Genomic DNA, 17,935 nt, shown 5'->3' with positions numbered 1-17,935 from the left:
GGCACCGCGCTAAATGCCCGTGGCTGTTAAGCGTCCGCGAAACGTTGTCGGAGGGACGGAAATGCCCGCCGCCCACAGTGGACGGCGGGCATCTTCACCCGGGACTGGAACTAACCGGCAAGCAGCGAGCGGTTCGCTTCCCGGCGTTTCGCCTGTTCGTCCGGATCGGGCACCGGCAGCGACGCGATGAGCTTCCGTGTGTAGTCATGTTGCGGGGCGCCCATGACCTGGGTGCCAAGTCCCTGCTCCACGAGCTTGCCCTTGTAGAGCACACCAACCCAATGGGACAGGATGTCCACGACCGCCAGGTCGTGGCTGATGAACAGTGCGGCGAACCCGAACTCCTGCTGGATGTCCTTGAACAGTTCCAGCACCACCGCCTGAACAGACACGTCCAGGGCCGAGGTGGGCTCGTCGGCAATCAGCAGTTTGGGGTTCAGGATCAGGGCACGGGCCAGTGATGCGCGCTGCCGCTGCCCGCCGGAGAGTTCATGCGGGAAGCGGTCAGCGTACGACGCCGGCAACTGCACCGACTCGAGCAGCTCGCCAACGCGTTTCCGCGCCTGGGCAGGCGTCGGATTGCTATGGATGATCAGCGGCTCGGCAACGCAGTCACCGATGGTCAGCTGCGGGTTGAACGAAGCCGCCGGGTCCTGGAACACGAACCCGATGTCCTTGCGGAGGGGTTTGAACGTCCGCTCCTTGAGGTTCAGCATCTCGTAGCCCAGCACTTTAAGGCTGCCGCCGGTGGTGCGGTTCAGGCCCGCGATGGCACGACCGATGGTGGTCTTGCCGGACCCTGATTCACCCACCAGCCCGAACACTTCGCCCTCGGACAGCGTGAAGCTGACGCCGTCCACGGCCTTGAAGCTTGGACTTCCCAGCCTGCCCGGGTATTCAATGGTCAGGCCCTTGGCTTCAACGAGGACCTTCCGGTCCTGGTGTGCCCGCGTGGTCATTCCCTGGGAGGCGGAGTTCCGGCCCAGGTGCGGCACGGCTGCCAGCAACTTCCGGGTGTATTCCTGCTTCGGCTCCGCAAACAGCACCTTGGCAGGTGCCTCTTCGACGACGTCGCCCTGGTACATCACCACCACCCGGTCGGCGAGGTCGGCCACCACACCCATGTTGTGGGTGATCAGGACGATCGACGTGCCGTATTTGTCCCGCAGGTCCCGCAGCAGCTGGAGGATCTCCGCCTGGACGGTGACGTCCAGGGCGGTCGTGGGTTCGTCGGCCACAATCAGCCCCGGATTGAGCGCGAGCGCCGCGGCGATGACCACACGCTGTTTCTGGCCGCCGGAAAACTGGTGGGGATAGTAGTCCACGCGGTTTTCAGGGTCCGGGATGCCCACCTTGCGGAGAGCTTCGATTGCCCGGACCTTGGCTTCCTTGGCCGATACGCGTTTGCCCGTGCCGCCCGCATGCGCGCGGATTCCTTCGGCTATCTGCCACCCCACGGTGAAGACGGGGTTCAGTGCCGTGGAGGGCTCCTGGAACACCATGGCAACGTCCCGGCCGCGGATCTGCCGCAGCTTGGAGGGACTGACGCTGATGACGTTGTTCCCGTTGATCAGCACCGCGCCGGAGCTGATGGCGGTCTCCGGGAGGAGGCCAAGGATGGTTTTCGCCGTCACGGTCTTGCCGGAGCCCGACTCGCCGACGATCGCCACCACTTCGCCCGGGTTGACCTCCAGGCTGACGTCCTTGACCGCATAGACGTCCCCGGCATCGGTGGCGAAAGTGACCTTCAGGTGCTCAATATCCAGGACCGGACCGGTGCCGTGTTTGTCGATGTTGATGGTCATGGAAGTCTCGCTTCTGTTTCGAGCGCAGCCTGAGCGCCTGCGGGGGAATCAGGCCCGCCCTTGCCGGAGGCGGCCTTCTTGCGTCCGCGCAGCCGCGGATCGTTGAGGTCGTTGATGCTCTCACCCATCAGGGTGAGGCCGACGACGGTCAGCACCATGGCAAGGCCCGGAAACACGCCCGTCCACCAGATGCCGGACGTGGTGTCGGCCAGTGCCTGCTTAAGGTCGAAGCCCCACTCGGCGGCAGAACTGGGTTCGATGCCAAAGCCCAGGAAACCCAGGCCCGCAAGGGTGAGGATTGCTTCCGAAGCATTGAGCGTGAAGATCAGCGGCAGGGTGCGTGTGGCGTTCTTGTAGATGTGCCGGGTCATGATCCGGATGTTGGACGCCCCGACCACCTTGGCCGATTCCACGAAGGGTTCGGCTTTCAGGCGGATTGTTTCGGCCCTGATCACCCGGAAGTACTGCGGGATGAAGACCACCGTGATGGAGATTGCCGCGGCGGTGACGCCGCCCAGCAGGCTTGACTGCCCGCCGCTGATGACGATGGCCATGACAATTGCGACGAGCAGGGAGGGAAAGGCATAGATGGCGTCCGCGATGACAACGAGGATCCGGTCCAGCCAGCCGCCGATGTAGCCGCTGACCAGTCCCAGGATGACCCCGATGAAGATCGACATCAGGACGGCCACAACGATGACCATGATGGCCGTCTGCGTTCCCCAGATAACCCTGGAAAGTACGTCGTAGCCGCCCACCGTGGTCCCGAGAAGGTGCTTTCCGCCGGGTTCCTGCTGGGCAGGGAAGTTGCCATCGGCGTCAGAGAGCTGGGAGTACCCGTAGGGGGCAAGCAGCGGGGCGAAAATGGCCGTCAGCACGAAGGCGCCGGTCAGGATGAGGCCCGCCACCAGCATGCCGCGCTGCAGGCCCACGCTCTTGTTGAAGTGCGAGATGACCGGCAACCGGCGGAACAGCGAAGCGCGCGGATCCGCCGTGGGTTCAACAGTTGTAGGGGTGCTCATGTCAGTACCTCACGCGGGGGTCGATCAGCGCGGCGACAATGTCCACGATGAAGTTGGTCACGGCCACAATCACGGCAAGAAGGACCACGATGCCCTGGACTGCGACGAAGTCGCGCGCCGTGAGGTAGGTCGCCAGCTGGAATCCCAGCCCCTTCCATTCGAAGGTTGTTTCCGTCAACACGGCCCCTCCGAGCAGCACTGCGATCTGCAGGCCCATCACCGTGATGATGGGGATCAGCGCAGGCTTGTAGGCGTGCTTGGTGACCAGCCGGAATTCGCTGACGCCGCGCGAGCGGCCGGCCTCGACGTAGTCCCTGCCCAGTGTGCCGATCACGTTGGTGCGGACCAGGCGGAGGAAAATGCCTGCGGTCAGCAGTCCAAGGGCAACGGCCGGCAGGACCGCGTGCGCCATGACGTCACCCAGTGCTGCCATGTTGCCGCTGCGGATGGCATCCAGCCAGTAGATGCCCGTTGGCGACTGCAGGGAGGTGAGCTCCAGCTCGCTGGAGGTCTTTGCGCGGCCTGCCACGGGCAGCCAGCCGAGCCAGACGGCGAACGTAAGTTTCAGCAGCATGCCGGCGAAGAACACCGGCGTGCCATAGCAGACGATGGCGAAGACGCGCAGCACGGCGTCGGGGGCGTGGTCCCTCCGGTAGGCCGCGATCATGCCCAACGGGATACCTACCAGCAGGGCGACGAGCAACGCGTTGATGGTCAGTTCCAGGGTGGCCGACCCGTAGGTGGTCAGCATTTCCGTGACCTGCCGGTTGTCCGAAAGGGTGGTGCCGAAATTGCCGGTCACGAGCTGTCCGAGGTACTCGAAGTACTGCACCAGGATCGGACGGTCATAGCCTGCCGCGGCGATCCGTTCCGCCAGCTGCTCAGGAGGCAGCCTGCCGCCCATGGCCGCTGTAATGGGATCGCCCGTGATGCGCATCAGGAAGAACACCATCGTCACAAGGATGAAAATTGTAGGGAAGATCAGCAGGAACCTGATCAGGATGTATTGGCCCAGTCCCCCGCCGGACGACTTCTTCTTTGACGGCAGCAGGCCGTCGGCGTCGGTTGGCGGCGCCTCAATCAGTGTTGTCATTGGTACCTAAATGTGTGCTTCCGGCGGCCTTGTGAGCCCCGGAATCTGTTGCCCTTGCTCCCGCACGAAAGGCGGGACGCCGCGCAGGCGCCCCGCCTCCTTGGCTGGTCAGGACCGGATGGAGAACTGGACCTACTTGGAAATTACGCCAAGCCGGGTCTTGAAGGATGCGTCCAGGGTCTGATCGACACCCTTGACATCCTTTCCGGCGACCATGAGCTGGGCGCCCTGCAGCAGCGGCAGTGTGGACAGGTCCTTGGCGACGGCCGTCTGGGCCTCGCCCAGCACCTTTTCGCGCTCTGCCTTGTCAACCGTGGTGAGCTGTTCCTTGATCAGCTCGGTGACGGATGCATTCTCGTAGTGGTTCTTGAGGAAGTTGCCCGGAACAAAGAACGGGGTCAGGTAGTTGTCCGCGTCCGAGTAGTCGGGGAACCAGCCCAGCTGGTACACCGGGTAGGCATCGGCCGTGCGGTCCTTGGAGTAGGTGACCCACTCGGTGGACTGCAGGTCAACCTTGAACAGGCCGGACTTCTCGAGCTGCTCCTTGATCATGGCGTATTCGTCGCCGGAGGACTTGCCGTAGTGGTCCGGGTTGTACTGCAGCTTGATGTTCACCGGAGCGGTGACTCCTGCATCGGCGAAGGCCTTCTTGGCCTTGTCGAGGCTGGGCTTGCCGTTGCCGTCGCCGTACATTTCCTTGAGCGGCTGGATGGCGCCGACGAATCCGTCGGGAACCACGGAGTACGCCGGCAGGTACGTGCCCTTGTAAACCTGGGTGGCGATGGCGTCGCGGTCCACGACGTTGGCCATCGCCTGGCGGACGGCCAGGGCCTTGGCGGGATCGGCGTCGGCAGTCTTGGCACCGAACGGCATGGTGTCGAAGTTGAACACGATGTAGCGCAGCTCGCCGCCGGGGCCCTTGTGGACCTTGACCTTGGAGTCCTTCTCAAGGTCGGCGGCGTCAGTTGCAGTGAGACTGCGGCCGGCGACGTCGATGTTGCCCTGCTGGATGTCCAGCTTGAGGTTGTTCGAGTCGGCGTAGTACTTGATGGTGGCGCCGTCATTCGCGGGCTTGCCGAGCAGGCCCTTGTAGTCCGGGTTGACCTTGAGGCTGACCAGCTCGTTCTTCTTGTAGCTCTCGATGGTGTACGGGCCTGCGAAGGGCTTGCCCTTGACGATCTCGTCGTCGGTCATGAGCTTGTCCGCCGGGAAGACCTCTTCATCGATGATCGGTCCGGAGTTGGCTGCGAGGACACCGGGGAATACCTGGTCGTTGCCGGCCTTGAGGGTGAAGACCACCGTGGTGTCATCCTTGGCAGCCACGGAGTCAAGGTTGCCCAGGAGGGAGGCCGGACCATTCGGATCCGCAATGCTGACAACGCGGTCAATGGAGAACTTCACATCGGAGGAGGTGAGGGCGTGGCCATTGGCAAATTTGAGGTCCGACTTGAGCTTCACGGTGTACTCCGTGGGGCTCGTGAATTCCGCGGACTCCGCGATGTCCGGAGTGGCATCTGCCGTACCGGGCTTGGCGTTCAGGAGGAACGGGTAGATCTGGTTCATCACCATGAACGAACCGGCATCGTAGGAGCCTGCGGGATCGAGGGTAACGACCTTATCCGTGGTGCCGTAGGTAATGGTTCCGCCTCCGGCGCCGCCGGTGGAAGTTCCGCCGCCGCCGGACGGGCCCGTGCAGGCTGTCAGTGCAAACGCGGAAACACCCGCAAGCGCGATGGCGCTGTGCAGGGCTTTTTTGTTCATTGCCATCTGTGGACTTTCTGTTCGATGAGTACACGCGCGCCGCCCGGCAACTGGATCAGTTGGACTCGGTGGGCGGAACGTTGTCCTGATCACACGATTCAATCAGAACGCAGACCGGTGAATCGTTTCATCGTGTGAGTTGAGACACAAAATTTACCTGATTGGGGCAAAACTATCGTTTTCTTCTGCGTTCCGGCCGGATCAACGTCCGCCGGAACGATTGCGCGCTGCCATTGAAGGACCCCAGCCCCCGGAATAGAGTGGGATTGCGTTGACCGCATCACCGGATTCCTGTCATTACCTGGCTGAAGGAAACACGTCATGAGCAAAGCCGCCCTCTGTGTGGGAATCAACGAATTCGAACATCTGCCAAAATCCAGCTGGCTGCAGGGCTGCGTCAACGACGCCCGTGACCTTGCCGGGCTGCTGCAGGCAGGCTACGGATTTCCCGGCTCCGACATCTCGATCCTGCTGGACTCCCAAGCCACGAAGGAGCAGGTCGTGGCGCAGCTCAATGCGCTGCTGGACCGCGCCGCGTCGGGCGAGCTCCAGCACATCGTCTTCACGTTCTCCAGCCATGGAACGCAGATCCCGGACAGCAGCGACGACGAGGCGGACCGCCTGGATGAAGCCTTCGCCTGCTACGACATCAACAACTCGGGCGACTCGTGGGATCCTGCCACCGTCATTTCGGATGACGAGCTGTTCACCCTTTTTGCACGGCTGCCTGACGGCGTGCTCATGGACGTGGTGCTGGACACCTGCCACAGCGGCACCGGCCTGAAGTCACTGGACCTCCTGCCCGGGCGGCGGCCCCGCTTTCTGCCAGCACCGACAGCCCGCGGCGTCGCGGCCACCGAGTTCAACGAGACCAGGGCGCTTCGCGATCTGGTCAAGGCCGGCAGGGGCGTCAAACCCGTGCTGCTGGCGGCCTGCCGCGCCGACCAGACGGCAGCCGATGCGTACCTGGAGGGCCGTTACAACGGCGCCTTCACATATAACTTCATCAAGGCCGTCAGGGGCGACGGCACCCTGGGCCGGGCAGACATCCTGAAGCTGGTCAGCAAGGGCCTCAGGGCCGGCGGATTCGACCAGGTCGCGCAGCTGGAAGGCACGACGGCGGCGCGGAAGGCTCCCTGGGGAAGCTGATGGAGACTCACTCCCGGCGTTCCTCCTCCGGGTGGAAGGTTGCCGCCGGCATGCTTGTGCCAGCTTCCCTTTTGATGGTTTCGAGCTTTTCCTGCTGCCACTCCGCGTCCATGACCGGCTTGAGCGCGGCGAAACACAGCCTTCCACCCTCATCGAACCGCAGAAGGCCCCCGCCACGGACCGTGTAATAGTCGCTGTCCACCCGGAGGCCCAGCCTGTTCCTCGCTTCGGATTTGGACAAGGTGACTGACTGCACGAAGGAAGCGCCTATTTCGGAGACCACGAAACCGTCCGGCCCAACACGGGTGCTGGGGCGCACCCGGTTCACCATGATGCTCGTGTCCTGATCGATGCCGCCTGCCTCGATCAACCGCGGATTCTCCCAAATGAACCGGTTGACCTCCTCAGGGTCGGCGGCCAGTGCAGATAACCGGACAGGATAGCGCAGATCGCGCAGATGCTTCAGCCCGTCCAGGAGTTCATCAGGTTCCGTGGAAAGGTCAATGTCCCAGAAAGCGTCGCGTACGGCTTGCCGGTATCCCATCATGTCTGTCGGCACCAGGACGGCGTCTGCTGCGAGGATCCCTCGCAGCAGATCCTCCCAGCCCGGGTCCACCGGCGGCATGTAGGCGAGCCCGCGCAGCACCATCCCCAGCATCTGATGCCCGAGGTTCGCTCCGGCTTCCGCCACCTGGTAACGGCTCGACCGGCCCCCTGGCCTTTCCAGCCGCTGCAGCCAGAGTTTGACGACGGCGTCCAGCACGGCCTTCACGGCAATCTCACCCCGCCGGTGGGGCTCGGGATCCAGCTGCCACTCGAACGGCACGTCCTTGTCGAGGGGCCGCCTGGCCGCGCCCCGTGAAAACAGTCCGTCAGCCAGCCCAAAGAGCCCGGAGGCAAGGACTTCCTTTTCCATGTTCCGGGCGGGCACGGTGCCCGGGCGGCCGTTCGGGCCAGGGACAGCCACTGATAACTGCTGTTCCACGCGTTCGGGCGATGAAAAAACGCTCAGCATTGCCACGAGATCGGCTATGCACTCGTGCAGGGCATAGCCGTCCAGCAAGGCGTCGCTATCTGTCCACTGCCGTCGATATCCGTCCAGGATCGCGTGCGTCACCTCGTGGGCCACGAGATCGTGATACAGGCCCAATGGAACGGAACGCTTCGAGCGGTCATCGGTTCTGTGCCCAAATCGGATCAGGCCGCGCTCGCGGTTGTAGCCCGTGGAAGTGTAAGGGATCTTATCGTAAACACTGATGACCAGCCGGTGCCCCGAGGCCCATCCCATTCGACGGCCCAGCGTTACCTCGAAGGCATGGAGTGTCGCGGTCGCCACCGCATAAACGTGCTGGGCAAGGAACCGGCTATCGGCCAGCAGGTCCTCAAGCCCGGAGGGAGCGTCCTGGTCGTCGATGCACCACTCGTTGCGGTCCACAGAGAGGGAAACGGGGCGGGGCCCGTCAGCACCGGGCGACCGCACCCGCAATGCGAACCGTGATCCCACCGGGCCGTTGATCATTCTCTCCACGGGCACCCGAATGCTGGTGGTAAGCGGTTTTCCCGATTTGCGGGTGAAGGGGCCCTCGGCGAGGGCGGTAAGCGCGACCATCTCAAGGCCATGCCCGATGCCAAGCGCTGCAGAGACCATAGCGGGCCCGCTTTCCTCAACTTTGCAGCCCACCCCATGGATCGATGGTCTGCATGAAGCCTGGTTCCCCAGGCCTCAATTATTGCGGTCGCGGGACTGATTGCCTACGGCAACCCGCCGCGGACGTCGTTATCCCGCTAGAGTGCCGCGCGCTGCAGCGAGCGCGCTGCGTCGATGGTGGCCTGCCCCAGGACCCGGCTTCCCTGGTAGAGCACCACGGTCTGTCCGGGGGCCACACCACGCAGCGGCGTGGTAAGCGTGACCACAAGGTTGGTCCGCTCCCCGCCGTCGTCGTCCTTCAGCAGTTCGGTGTGGGCCGTGGCAGGGACGGGATCGCCGTGGGCGCGGACCTGGGCGTGGCAGTCGAACTCTTCGCCGGTGGCGATTTCCGCAATCGGCAGGCCGGCCCAGGAAACTTTGATGCCGCGGATCTCGTCGATGGCCAGGAGAGCCTCCGGTCCCACCACCACTTTGTTTTCCTTGGGCCGGATCTCCAGCACGAACCGCGGCTTGCCGTCGGCGGCGGGGGTGCCCAGCTTGAGGCCGCGGCGCTGGCCAACGGTGAACGCGTTGGCGCCGGGGTGCTCGCCCACCTTCGCACCGGATTCGTCCACGATGTCGCCCGTGGTCATGTCGATCTTTTCCGCCAGCCAGCCGGCGGTGTCGCCGTCCGGAATGAAGCAGATGTCGTGGCTGTCCGGCTTGTTGGCCACGGACAGCCCGCGGCGCTCGGCTTCCGCACGGACTTCAGCCTTGGACGGCGTGTCCGCCAGCGGGAACATGGAGTGCTTGAGCTGTTCGTGGGTGAGGACGCCGAGCACATAGCTCTGGTCCTTGGCCCAGTCGGCCGCACGGTGAAGTTCAGGATTTCCGTCGGCGTCGGTGATGACCTTGGCGTAGTGGCCGGTGCAGACGGCGTCGAATCCCAGGGCGATTGCCTTCTCCAGCAGCGCTGCAAACTTGATGCGTTCATTGCAGCGCATGCAGGGGTTCGGCGTTCGTCCGGCGGCGTATTCGTCGATGAAGTCCTGGACCACGTCCTCCTTGAACCGCTCGGAGAAGTCCCAGACGTAGTACGGGATGCCCAGGACATCGCAGGCACGCCAGGCATCACGGGAGTCCTCGATGGTGCAGCACCCGCGGCTGCCGGTACGGAGCGTTCCGGGCATCCTGGACAGCGCCAGGTGGACACCGACCACGTCGTGTCCGGCCTCGACGGCGCGGGCGGCGGCAACGGCGGAATCGACTCCGCCGCTCATGGCTGCAAGAACTCGCATGCTGTCTTTCTTTAGGGGAAGGGTTTGATTGTGGGGCTGCAGCGCGTCCCTGGCCGGTCCGGCCGGACACACTGCATGCCCGTCCATTCTACTGCCTCGGAAAAGGGGCGATTAAAACGTGCCCGCCGGCCCTTGACGGCCATCCCTCCGACTTCTATCGTCAGGATTACTATTTTTAGAATGCCCGGCCGGACGCGCCGGCTTGCCAGGAACCGAGGGGCTCCATGCCTGTCGAACGCACCATCGAAACCATCGTGATCGCCGGGGCGGGCCTGGCCGGCGCCACCGCTGCCCGCACCCTGCGCGCCGAGGGATTCTCCGGCCGGATCACCCTCATTGGCGCCGAACTGCACCACCCGTACCTTCGGCCGCCACTGTCCAAGGAGTACCTGCTTGGCAAAGCCGGCGAGGAAGCCGTCCCCGTGGCGCCCGAGGCCTGGTACGCAGAGAACGACGTCGACCTCCGCCTGGGCGTGCAGGTCACCGGCATCAATCCCGGCCCCCACACGGTACGGCTCAGCAGCGGCGAAACCCTGGGCTACGGCGCCCTGCTGCTGGCTACCGGCGCCCTCCCCCGGAACATCCCGCTGCCCGGGAGCACGCTGGACGGCGTCACCATGTTCAGGACCCTGGACGACAGCCGCCGCCTCCGGGAAAAGCTGTCGCCGGGCGGGCGGGACGTCGTAATGATCGGCTCCGGCTGGATCGGGATGGAACTTGCGGCCGCGGCCTCCAGCTACGGCAACCGCGTGACCCTCCTCGGACTCGAGGACATTCCGCTGGCAGCCGCCATCGGGCCCGAACTGGGGCGGTTCTTCCGCTCGCTCCATGAAGCCAACGGCGTGCAGTTCCGGCTCGGGGCCACTGCCGCCGGACTCCTGGGCGATTCCGGCCGCGTCACCGCAGTGGTCACCGGATCGGGTGAGGCACTGCCGGCCGACGTGGTGGTCATTGCCGTGGGAGTGGCCCCCGAAACCACGCTCGCGGAGCAGGCCGGACTGGCCCTGGACAACGGAATACTGACCGACGCCGCCCTGCGGACCAGCGGACCGGACATCTTTGCGGCCGGGGACGTGGCAAACGCCCTGCACCCCTTCACCGGCCAGCACCACCGTAGCGAGCACTGGTCAAATGCGCTGAACGGCGGGAAAGTCGCGGCAAAGTCGATGCTGGGCCGGGACGCCGCGCTGGACACCATCCCGTATTTCTACACCGACCAGTTCGATGTCAGCATGGAGTACTCGGGATTTCCCACCCTGGCGACGGGCGCCGAACCGGTCATCCGCGGATCACTGGCCAGCAAGGAATTCATCGCATTCTGGCAGCACGAGGGCCAGGTGGTCGCAGGCATGAACGTCAACGTTCCCCGCACGCAGAAAGCCCTCAAGGCCCTGATCTCCAGCCGGGCGCCCATCCAGGCAAGCCGTTTGGCGGACCCCGCGGTCGCGCTGGATCAGCTCCTGGCGGACGACTGACGGGCCACGGTGGCGGCCGTCTGGATGGTCGATTCGTGGCCCGCCATCCCTGCCTGGCTGGCACGCTGATAGGCGCCCGGGAGCGCTGCCAGGAGGGCATCGACGTCGGCTTCCGTGGATGCGTGGCCCAGCGAGAAGCGCTGCGCACCCCGCGCGGTCGCCTCGTCCAGCCCCATGGCCAGCAGGACGTGCGAGGGCCGCGGAACACCGGCCGTGCAGGCGGAACCCGTGGACGATTCCACCCCGGCAAGGTCCAGCAGGAACAGCAGGGAATCGCCCTCGCAGCCCGGAAAGGTGAAGTGCGCGTTACCGGGCAGGCGGCCAACCCCGGGCGCGCCGCGGAGGACCGCCTGCGGGACGCATTCCTGCACACCGGCGATCAGCCTGTCCCTCAGCCCCGCAATGCGGGCCGCCTCCCCCGGCAGGTCCTTCGTCACGGCTTCGGCCGCCGCGGCGAAGGCGGCAATCGATGCCGTGTCCAGGGTTCCGGACCTGACGTCGCGTTCCTGGCCTCCGCCGTGCTGCACCGGTGTCAGTTTCACGGAGCGGCCCAGCAGCAGGGCACCCACACCCACCGGGCCGCCGATCTTGTGGCCGGAGATGGCCATGGCATCCAGTCCGCTCGCCCGGAAGTCCACGGGAACAGACCCAAAGGCCTGGACGGCGTCTGAATGCACGGGAACGCCGACGGCATGGGCCGCCTCAACCACTTCCCGCACCGGCTGGATGGTGCCCACCTCATTGTTGGCCCACATCACCGACACGAGGGCGATGGACTCCGGATTCCGGCCAAGCTCGGACCGCAGCGCGCCCAGGTCCACAACGCCGCTGGAATCGACGGGCAGCCAGGTAACGTCCGCCTGCTCGTGCCGTTCCAGCCATTCAACGGTGTCCAGGACAGCATGATGTTCGACGGCGGAGCAGAGGATCCGGGTGCGTGCCGGGTTTTCGGCGCGGCGGGCCCAGTACAGCCCTTTCACAGCCAGGTTGTCGGCCTCCGTGCCGCCCGAGGTGAAGATGACCTCTGACGGGTGGGCACCGGCAGCGGCGGCAATTGCCTCGCGGGCGTCCTCCACGGATCGCCGGGCGCGGCGTCCTGAGCCGTGCAGCGATGAAGGGTTTCCGGTCCTGGCGAGCTCGCGGGTGAGTGCCGCCAGAGCCTCGGCGGCGATGGGCGTGGTGGCGGCATGATCGAGGTAAACGGACACAAGCCAATTCTAGCCGCGGCCGCCCAGGAGGCTCCGGTGCCGGTGTAGATTCGAGCGGTGAAAGCCTCGATTTACCTGGTGCTGGCCACGCTGTTCTGGTCCGGCAACTTTGTGGTGGGGCAGGCTGCCGTGAACACCATGACGCCGCTGGAACTCACCTTCTGGAGATGGGCGCTCGCCGCCCTGCCGCTCGTGGCGCTGGCGCACTTCGTGGAACGTCCGGACTGGCGTGCCGTCCTGGGCCGCTGGCGCGTGCTGCTGCTCCTGAGCGTGCTTGGCATGGGCGGCTACACCCTGCTCCTCTACACTGCCCTCCAGCACACCTCGGCGCTGAACGCTTCACTGATCACTGCCGCCAATCCGGCGCTCATCGTGGTGATGGCGATCTTCTTCCTCGGTGAAAAGCCCGGCGCATACGGCTGGCTGGGCATTGCCCTGGGTCTGGCCGGCGTGGTCCTGGTCCTGACCCGGGGCGAGCTGCATCGCGCCTTCAGCATCACCTTCAATGCCGGCGAGCTGCTGATGATCGGCGCGATTGTGGTGTGGGGCTTCTACACCATCACTGCCCGCAGGCTGGGGCTTCCCGCCATTGCCGCCACTGCGGTGCAGGTGGTGATGGCCACTGCCATCCTCGCTCCGTTCGCCCTCGGCGCGGGAGCAGAGTTCCCTGCGACGGCGGCAGAAGGATGGTCGCTCGCGTACATCGCCGTGTTCCCGTCCTTGGGGGCGTACCTTTTCTGGAACCTCGCGCTCAAGACAACGGCACCGGCGACGGCCGGAAACTACCTGAACCTCATGGTCGTCTTCACCGCGGCCATCACCGTCATCATGGGGATTCCGGTCAGCCTGCCCCAGGTCATCGGCGGCGCGCTGGTCATAGCGGGTGTCCTGATGGCGAGCCGGCCCAAAAAGCCGCAGGATGTCAGGGCGGCGTAACCCTGGCGCAGCACTCACCAGGGACGTTGTTGCCCGCTATGCGGCCTTCCGCCAGGCCGCAGCCGGCAGCGGCGCCGCTCAGGAAGGCCCCGTTCATGGCGCAGACCACTTCCGAGTGGCTGTCCGCGAGCCGGTGGAACGGACAGTTGCGGAGTGCGTAGCCGCCGGCGCCGTCGGGCTCCGGCACATAGCCTTCCGCCGAGAGGAATTCCTCGAGACTCCCGCTCCCTTCCGCCATTGCCAGGCCCTTCGCGTAGGAAGTGGCCAGGAGTGCGTCCCGGACGGGCTCTCCGGCAGCACTGGACTGTTCGATGGCCGTTGCCATCAGTTCGCCGGCGAGATCGTAGTTGCGGTCCGGCACGGAGGCGCCCACTTCGGGCTGCGCCGTCCGGTACATTTTTGCCGGCCGCCCCGAGCCGGGCCCGGCCTTGCCGCCGAGCTTGCGGAACTCAACGGTGAGGACCCCGTCCTGGACCATCCTGTCCAAATGGAACGACGCCGTGCTTCGCGGGATTCCAAGCGCGCCGGCAGCATCGTCGCGCCCCACCGGGCGGGGCGATGACGAGACGACGCCGAACAGGTTCCGGCGGTTCTCATCGCCCAGGGATGCCACGGCTGCGATCCGGCGGGCCCAGGGAAGTCTGCGCATGGAACACCCTAACTCTAAAAACAAGATTCATTGCTTAATTGCGCAATGCTTTCTAAAATTATGATACCTACTTTTAGAAGGAGTCCGTCATGAAATCCACCTCGGTGCTGAGTTCGCCCGGCCGCACGCTTGCTGGTGACCCGGGCCGCCAGGCCTTCCTGCTGCTGCGCACGGTCTTCACGGTCGCGCCGATCATTTTTGGCCTCGACAAGTTCACCAATCTGCTCGCCGACTGGACCATCTATTTGGCCCCGGTCGCAACGTCAGTGGTTCCGCTCCCGGCCCAGACCATCATGTACATCGTGGGCGTTGTTGAAGTGATCGCCGGCATCGCGGTGGCAGTCCGGCCGCGCTTCGGCTCGATGCTGGTGGCCGTGTGGCTGCTGGGCATCATCATCAACCTTTTGCTGCTCGGCAGTTTCTTCGACATTGCCCTTCGCGATTTTGGCCTGCTCGTGGGTGCGCTGGCCCTCAACCGGCTGTCACCGCGGAATTCCCGCCAGCCAAGATAGCGCGGTCGGTTCAGTTCGTCGGCGGAACAACAACAAGCCGTTCCGACACGTCCGCCCGGGCCGCGGCGAGCGCGGCCCGGTCCGGGCACGAGAGCGAAATGTAGATGGACGAACCCGCCTTGCCAAAGACCCTCGCCAGGACTGCGACCGGCTTTGCGCCGGGCGCGGAACCGCTTTCGAAGGCCAGCACCTCGGCCTTGGGGCCCGGCTTGTCCGGTTCACCGCCCCAGCGCAGGGTGTCGGTTTTCAGGTAGCTGGGGAGAATCGTGGGATCCAGATATTTAAACAGCTCGACGGTGGAGGCCAGGTCATCTCCGGGAACGGCAAGGGACCCCTGGTTGGAACGCACGCGGGCCGACGCCACGCAGCCGTCGGCTTTGAGGTAACGGTTCTCCCCCGCCACGTTCTCCTTCACCGGCTTCCATCCCGGCGCCTCGCGGAGTCCGTCGGAGAGGCCGACGGCGATCCCCGCGGCCAGCGAGTCACCCGCGGTGAAGGGAAGGTCCTTGGCCGCTACTGCTGCCGCATCGTGGCCCGGGGTGATGGTGGGCGTTGCCAGCGTCGGGGTGGTCTGGATATCACGCGGGGCAGCCGGATCCGGGACTCCCACGCTGCATCCGGCCAAGCCGGCAAGCGCCAGCGCCAGGGTGACGGGCAGGGCCATCCGCCGCCGCACCGCGAAAACGGGTTGCCTCCGGTTTGCAGCGGGTCCCCTGCCAAGCGCTGTCACATTGCCCCCACATACCTTCTGCCGGCGGCACTCCCCCGGCCGGTCCTCCGCAAGAGTCTAGACGCTCCGCGCGCCGCGCAGTGACATCAGGCATCTACGCCAGCACCCGGATGGCGCCGGGCACCACCTCAACTGTCAGCGGCAGCGGCCCGACCCGTTCGCCGTCGGCATATGCAACAACGTTCGCGGCAGCGATGTCCACACGGCGTACCTGCCGGACGTGCACCGCACGGTGCCCGGTGTGGCGGCCGGAAAAGACCTTGGGGAAAACGGCCAGGAACTGTACGCGGGACAGCGGTTCGACAATGAACAGATCCAGGAATCCGTCGTCGAGCAGGGCGTCGGGGGTCACCTTCATGCCGCCGCCGATGGACTGCCCGTTCGCCACCGAAATGAGCATGGCTCCCTGCCGCCAGGTGTCGCCGTCGGCCGTTACCGTGTAATCGATGGCCTTGAACGTGGCGAGTTCACGGAGCATGGCAAGGTTGTACCTGCCCTTGCCGCGCGGCCAGCGCCAGGCGTTGGCGCGTTCGTTCACGGCGGCATCGAATCCAGCGGAAACCACTCCGGCAAACCAGCGGGTTGTGCCGTTGCCCGCAATGCGGCCCGCGTCGATAAGGCGCCCGCCCGCTTTCAATGCCACCAATATCCGTTCGCAGGCGGCACGTGCATCCTTCAGGGGAAGGCCCAGCGCGCGGGCCATGTCGTTGCCCGTTCCGCAGGGAACAATGCCCAGCGGAATCCTCCCGTAAGGGGCACCGGGCCCGGCGAGTGCGTTGATGCCCAGATGGACCATGCCGTCACCGCCCACAACAACCAGGGCGTCGCAGCCGGCGGCCAGCGCCTCGCCCACAGACTCGGCCAGCCCGTCATAGCTGTCCCTTCTGAGCACGATGACCGAGGCCCCCGCGGCACGGAAGAAATCCACCACAACGGCGCCGGTGTGCTGCGCGCCGCCGAAAGAAGCCCGGGGGTTGATAGCAACGGCGATGATCATGCGCTGAATTATGCCAGCGGGGGAACCAAGACCGCGGGCACGGACGTTGAGTCTTCAGACGGTTAAACTGGGCGGACCGGACTGCCTGAGTGGACTGGAATCAACAAGAAAAGGATCAGTGCTTGACCCAGGGCAGCAGCTCCCATTACCAGGTTCTTCGCCTTCCCGTGACGGCGACCGACAAAGAGATCAAGGTGGCCTACCGCAAGGCTGCCCGGCGGGCGCACCCCGACCACGGCGGAGACGCCGCCGTCTTCCGGCAGGTGACGCTGGCCTATGAGACCCTGATCGATCCGAAGCGTCGGGCCGCCTATGACCGCTCGTATGCGCACGGGTCCACGGGAGCGCCAACCGCTGACGGCGCACATTTCGATGCGCCCGCAGCCGGGAGCCGCGCCTCGGCAACCGTCCACCGGCCCAACACCCCGCGGAACACGGCTGGCGACCCGCCGGTGTACGTTCCGCCGTTCGAACACCCTGAGTCCGGCAGCGTCCCGCTGATTCCGGAGGAACTGGCCAGCCGCCAGGTCCATGGAATGCCGCGGAAACGCGGAATCTTCGGGGCGGAAGCCCGCATCCAGCGGGAGATGCGGACAGTCCAGCTGATCAGCCGGCAGGTCCTCCCGGCCATCCCTGCGGCCCGCCTGATCAACGGGCTGCAGTCGCCCGCAGACAACAGCCATATCGACCACGTGCTGCTGTCCGGCTACCGGCTGGCGCTGATTGGATCCATGCTGTTGCCCAAGGGTGCCTACGCCTGGAACGGAAGCACCCTGACGCACGGAGGCCGGTCCATTGCGCCGCCGCAGCTGGCGCATATCGTGCGGCGCATGCAGGATATCTTCCCGGAACTCAACGTGACGGGCTGGACCGTCATCCATAGCCCTGATGGCAATCTCCATGAACCGGTGATCGACCACCACCGCCGCTCACCCCGCGGGCACGAAACCGTCCAGGTGGTGAACGGAGCCGGGCTGGTCCGCGGGCTCAAGGAATTCCTGAGTTCCGGGCCTGCGCCCAATACGGTGAACGTCCCGGCACTGGCAAGACTGATCCGCGGAATGCACTGACGGCCCGGCCGCGCGCAGGAGTGCACCGGCCTTGGCTAGGATGGGACGGTGTTCCGCATCCTCTTCCACGCCCCTGAAATTCCGGGCAATACAGGCAACGCCATCCGGCTCGCTGCCATCACCGGCGCCGAACTGCATCTGGTGGAGCCATTGGGCTTTGATTTTTCCGACGCCAAGCTCCGCCGTGCAGGGCTGGACTACCACGACCTCGCCGTGGTGACGGTGCACAAGAGCATCGAGGCTGCCTGGGAGGCCCTGCAGCCCGAGCGCGTCTATGCCTTCACGTCCGACGGCGAAACCTCCTACGCGGACATCAGTTACCTCCCCGGCGATGTCCTCCTCTTCGGCCAGGAATCGGTCGGACTTCCCGAGGACGTCAAGCATGACCCGCATGTGACGTCCCGCGTGCGGCTGCCAATGCTGCCGTCCCTGCGGTCCCTGAATCTTGCCAACGCTGCCTCCATCGCGGTCTTTGAAGCCTGGCGCCAGAACGGCTTCGCCGGCGCCAAAATCTAAGGGCCGCCACGCCCGAAGGCTTCCCGGGTGACCGTGACCGGGGCGCAATTAATGGACTTTCCCGCCCATCCGTCCCGCTATGCATTC

16 protein-coding genes are annotated in these 17,935 nt (G+C 65.3%); 6 read left to right on the top strand and 10 right to left on the bottom strand.

The genetic code is table 11. The annotated features are described in order from the left end of the window. Positions 1–110: 110 nt before the first annotated feature. The 4 genes from CXQ91_RS02025 to CXQ91_RS02010 all read right to left on the bottom strand — a co-directional run bounded on the left by CXQ91_RS02025 (position 111) and on the right by CXQ91_RS02010 (position 5,687). Positions 111–1,805: an ABC transporter ATP-binding protein gene (locus tag CXQ91_RS02025; RefSeq protein WP_104172241.1), complete on the bottom strand. Its 1,695-nt coding sequence runs from the start codon at positions 1,803–1,805 to the stop codon at positions 111–113. Beyond that, positions 1,802–2,827 (bottom strand): ABC transporter permease, encoded by a 1,026-nt coding sequence (locus tag CXQ91_RS02020; protein ID WP_104172240.1) that lies wholly within the window; start codon positions 2,825–2,827, stop codon positions 1,802–1,804. The genes CXQ91_RS02025 and CXQ91_RS02020 overlap by 4 nt, the downstream gene beginning before the upstream one ends. 1 nt (position 2,828) lies before the next feature. Further along, positions 2,829–3,920 (bottom strand): ABC transporter permease, encoded by a 1,092-nt coding sequence (locus CXQ91_RS02015; RefSeq protein ID WP_104172239.1) that lies wholly within the window; start codon positions 3,918–3,920, stop codon positions 2,829–2,831. Between the two features lie 132 nt (positions 3,921–4,052). Continuing rightward, complete coding sequence (locus CXQ91_RS02010) at positions 4,053–5,687, bottom strand: ABC transporter substrate-binding protein (protein ID WP_104172238.1); 1,635 nt, start codon at positions 5,685–5,687, stop codon at positions 4,053–4,055. 315 nt (positions 5,688–6,002) lie between these two features. Here CXQ91_RS02010 and CXQ91_RS02005 point away from each other — a divergent pair, with 315 nt between their 5' ends. Beyond that, the gene (locus CXQ91_RS02005; protein WP_104172237.1) at positions 6,003–6,830 is read left to right on the top strand and encodes a caspase family protein; all 828 of its coding nucleotides are present in this window, start codon (positions 6,003–6,005) and stop codon (positions 6,828–6,830) included. Positions 6,831–6,837: 7 nt separating this feature from the next. Here the strand turns inward: CXQ91_RS02005 and CXQ91_RS02000 are convergent, their stop codons facing one another. Then, positions 6,838–8,478, bottom strand: a complete 1,641-nt coding sequence (locus CXQ91_RS02000) for a hypothetical protein (protein WP_104172236.1) — start codon at positions 8,476–8,478, stop codon at positions 6,838–6,840. A gap of 137 nt (positions 8,479–8,615) precedes the next feature. After that, on the bottom strand, positions 8,616–9,737 hold the full coding sequence (gene mnmA, locus CXQ91_RS01995; protein WP_258073801.1) for a tRNA 2-thiouridine(34) synthase MnmA: 1,122 nt from the start codon (positions 9,735–9,737) through the stop codon (positions 8,616–8,618). A gap of 242 nt (positions 9,738–9,979) precedes the next feature. Here mnmA and CXQ91_RS01990 point away from each other — a divergent pair, with 242 nt between their 5' ends. Next, positions 9,980–11,230, top strand: a complete 1,251-nt coding sequence (locus CXQ91_RS01990) for an NAD(P)/FAD-dependent oxidoreductase (RefSeq protein ID WP_104172234.1) — start codon at positions 9,980–9,982, stop codon at positions 11,228–11,230. Here CXQ91_RS01990 and CXQ91_RS01985 read toward each other — a convergent pair. After that, positions 11,209–12,438 carry a cysteine desulfurase family protein gene (locus CXQ91_RS01985; protein ID WP_104172233.1) on the bottom strand — a complete coding sequence of 410 codons (1,230 nt, stop codon included), beginning with the start codon at positions 12,436–12,438 and terminating at the stop codon, positions 11,209–11,211. The genes CXQ91_RS01990 and CXQ91_RS01985 overlap by 22 nt on opposite strands. 57 nt (positions 12,439–12,495) lie before the next feature. Here CXQ91_RS01985 and CXQ91_RS01980 point away from each other — a divergent pair, with 57 nt between their 5' ends. Continuing rightward, entirely contained in the window at positions 12,496–13,374 is an 879-nt protein-coding gene (locus tag CXQ91_RS01980; protein WP_104172232.1) for a DMT family transporter, read from the top strand. Here the strand turns inward: CXQ91_RS01980 and CXQ91_RS01975 are convergent. Next, the gene (locus CXQ91_RS01975; RefSeq protein ID WP_104172231.1) at positions 13,361–14,023 is read right to left on the bottom strand and encodes a metalloregulator ArsR/SmtB family transcription factor; all 663 of its coding nucleotides are present in this window, start codon (positions 14,021–14,023) and stop codon (positions 13,361–13,363) included. The genes CXQ91_RS01980 and CXQ91_RS01975 overlap by 14 nt on opposite strands. 89 nt (positions 14,024–14,112) lie before the next feature. Here CXQ91_RS01975 and CXQ91_RS01970 point away from each other — a divergent pair, with 89 nt between their 5' ends. Next, the gene (locus CXQ91_RS01970; protein WP_104172230.1) at positions 14,113–14,535 is read left to right on the top strand and encodes a hypothetical protein; all 423 of its coding nucleotides are present in this window, start codon (positions 14,113–14,115) and stop codon (positions 14,533–14,535) included. A gap of 10 nt (positions 14,536–14,545) precedes the next feature. Here CXQ91_RS01970 and CXQ91_RS01965 read toward each other — a convergent pair whose 3' ends face one another. Both CXQ91_RS01965 and CXQ91_RS01960 read right to left on the bottom strand, forming a co-directional pair. Continuing rightward, on the bottom strand, positions 14,546–15,199 hold the full coding sequence (locus tag CXQ91_RS01965) for a hypothetical protein (protein ID WP_104172229.1): 654 nt from the start codon (positions 15,197–15,199) through the stop codon (positions 14,546–14,548). Between the two features lie 160 nt (positions 15,200–15,359). Then, positions 15,360–16,262, bottom strand: a complete 903-nt coding sequence (locus tag CXQ91_RS01960; protein ID WP_104172228.1) for a diacylglycerol kinase family protein — start codon at positions 16,260–16,262, stop codon at positions 15,360–15,362. Between the two features lie 122 nt (positions 16,263–16,384). Between CXQ91_RS01960 and CXQ91_RS01955 the strand changes: the two genes are divergently transcribed. Together CXQ91_RS01955 and CXQ91_RS01950 are read left to right on the top strand one after the other, a co-directional pair. Then, a complete protein-coding gene (locus CXQ91_RS01955) occupies positions 16,385–17,332 on the top strand; it encodes a J domain-containing protein (RefSeq protein ID WP_104172227.1) in 948 nt (315 codons plus the stop codon). A 48-nt stretch (positions 17,333–17,380) separates the two neighbouring features. After that, a complete protein-coding gene (locus CXQ91_RS01950; RefSeq protein WP_104172226.1) occupies positions 17,381–17,848 on the top strand; it encodes a tRNA (cytidine(34)-2'-O)-methyltransferase in 468 nt (155 codons plus the stop codon). The last annotated feature ends 87 nt before the right edge of the window (positions 17,849–17,935 follow it).

It is taken from the genome of Arthrobacter sp. Y81 (genome assembly GCF_002929335.1).
Lineage (GTDB): Bacteria > Actinomycetota > Actinomycetes > Actinomycetales > Micrococcaceae > Arthrobacter.
The sequence above is the reverse complement of the archived record's forward strand: the minus strand, read 5'-3'. Positions and strand labels throughout refer to the sequence as shown.

What these genes read in the sequence shown, in the direction of transcription:
- mnmA (WP_258073801.1), bottom strand. Translation starts at nt 9,737, where the DNA reads ATGAGCGGCGGAGTCGATTCCGCCGTTGCCGCCGCCCGCGCCGTCGAG.
- CXQ91_RS01965 (WP_104172229.1), bottom strand. Translation starts at nt 15,199, where the DNA reads ATGGCCCTGCCCGTCACCCTGGCGCTGGCGCTTGCCGGCTTGGCCGGA.
- CXQ91_RS02010 (WP_104172238.1), bottom strand. Translation starts at nt 5,687, where the DNA reads ATGGCAATGAACAAAAAAGCCCTGCACAGCGCCATCGCGCTTGCGGGT.
- CXQ91_RS02025 (WP_104172241.1), bottom strand. Translation starts at nt 1,805, where the DNA reads ATGACCATCAACATCGACAAACACGGCACCGGTCCGGTCCTGGATATT.
- CXQ91_RS02015 (WP_104172239.1), bottom strand. Translation starts at nt 3,920, where the DNA reads ATGACAACACTGATTGAGGCGCCGCCAACCGACGCCGACGGCCTGCTG.
- CXQ91_RS02020 (WP_104172240.1), bottom strand. Translation starts at nt 2,827, where the DNA reads ATGAGCACCCCTACAACTGTTGAACCCACGGCGGATCCGCGCGCTTCG.
- CXQ91_RS01975 (WP_104172231.1), bottom strand. Translation starts at nt 14,023, where the DNA reads ATGCGCAGACTTCCCTGGGCCCGCCGGATCGCAGCCGTGGCATCCCTG.
- CXQ91_RS02000 (WP_104172236.1), bottom strand. Translation starts at nt 8,478, where the DNA reads ATGGTCTCTGCAGCGCTTGGCATCGGGCATGGCCTTGAGATGGTCGCG.
- CXQ91_RS01960 (WP_104172228.1), bottom strand. Translation starts at nt 16,262, where the DNA reads ATGATCATCGCCGTTGCTATCAACCCCCGGGCTTCTTTCGGCGGCGCG.
- CXQ91_RS02005 (WP_104172237.1), top strand. Translation starts at nt 6,003, where the DNA reads ATGAGCAAAGCCGCCCTCTGTGTGGGAATCAACGAATTCGAACATCTG.
- CXQ91_RS01970 (WP_104172230.1), top strand. Translation starts at nt 14,113, where the DNA reads ATGAAATCCACCTCGGTGCTGAGTTCGCCCGGCCGCACGCTTGCTGGT.
- CXQ91_RS01990 (WP_104172234.1), top strand. Translation starts at nt 9,980, where the DNA reads ATGCCTGTCGAACGCACCATCGAAACCATCGTGATCGCCGGGGCGGGC.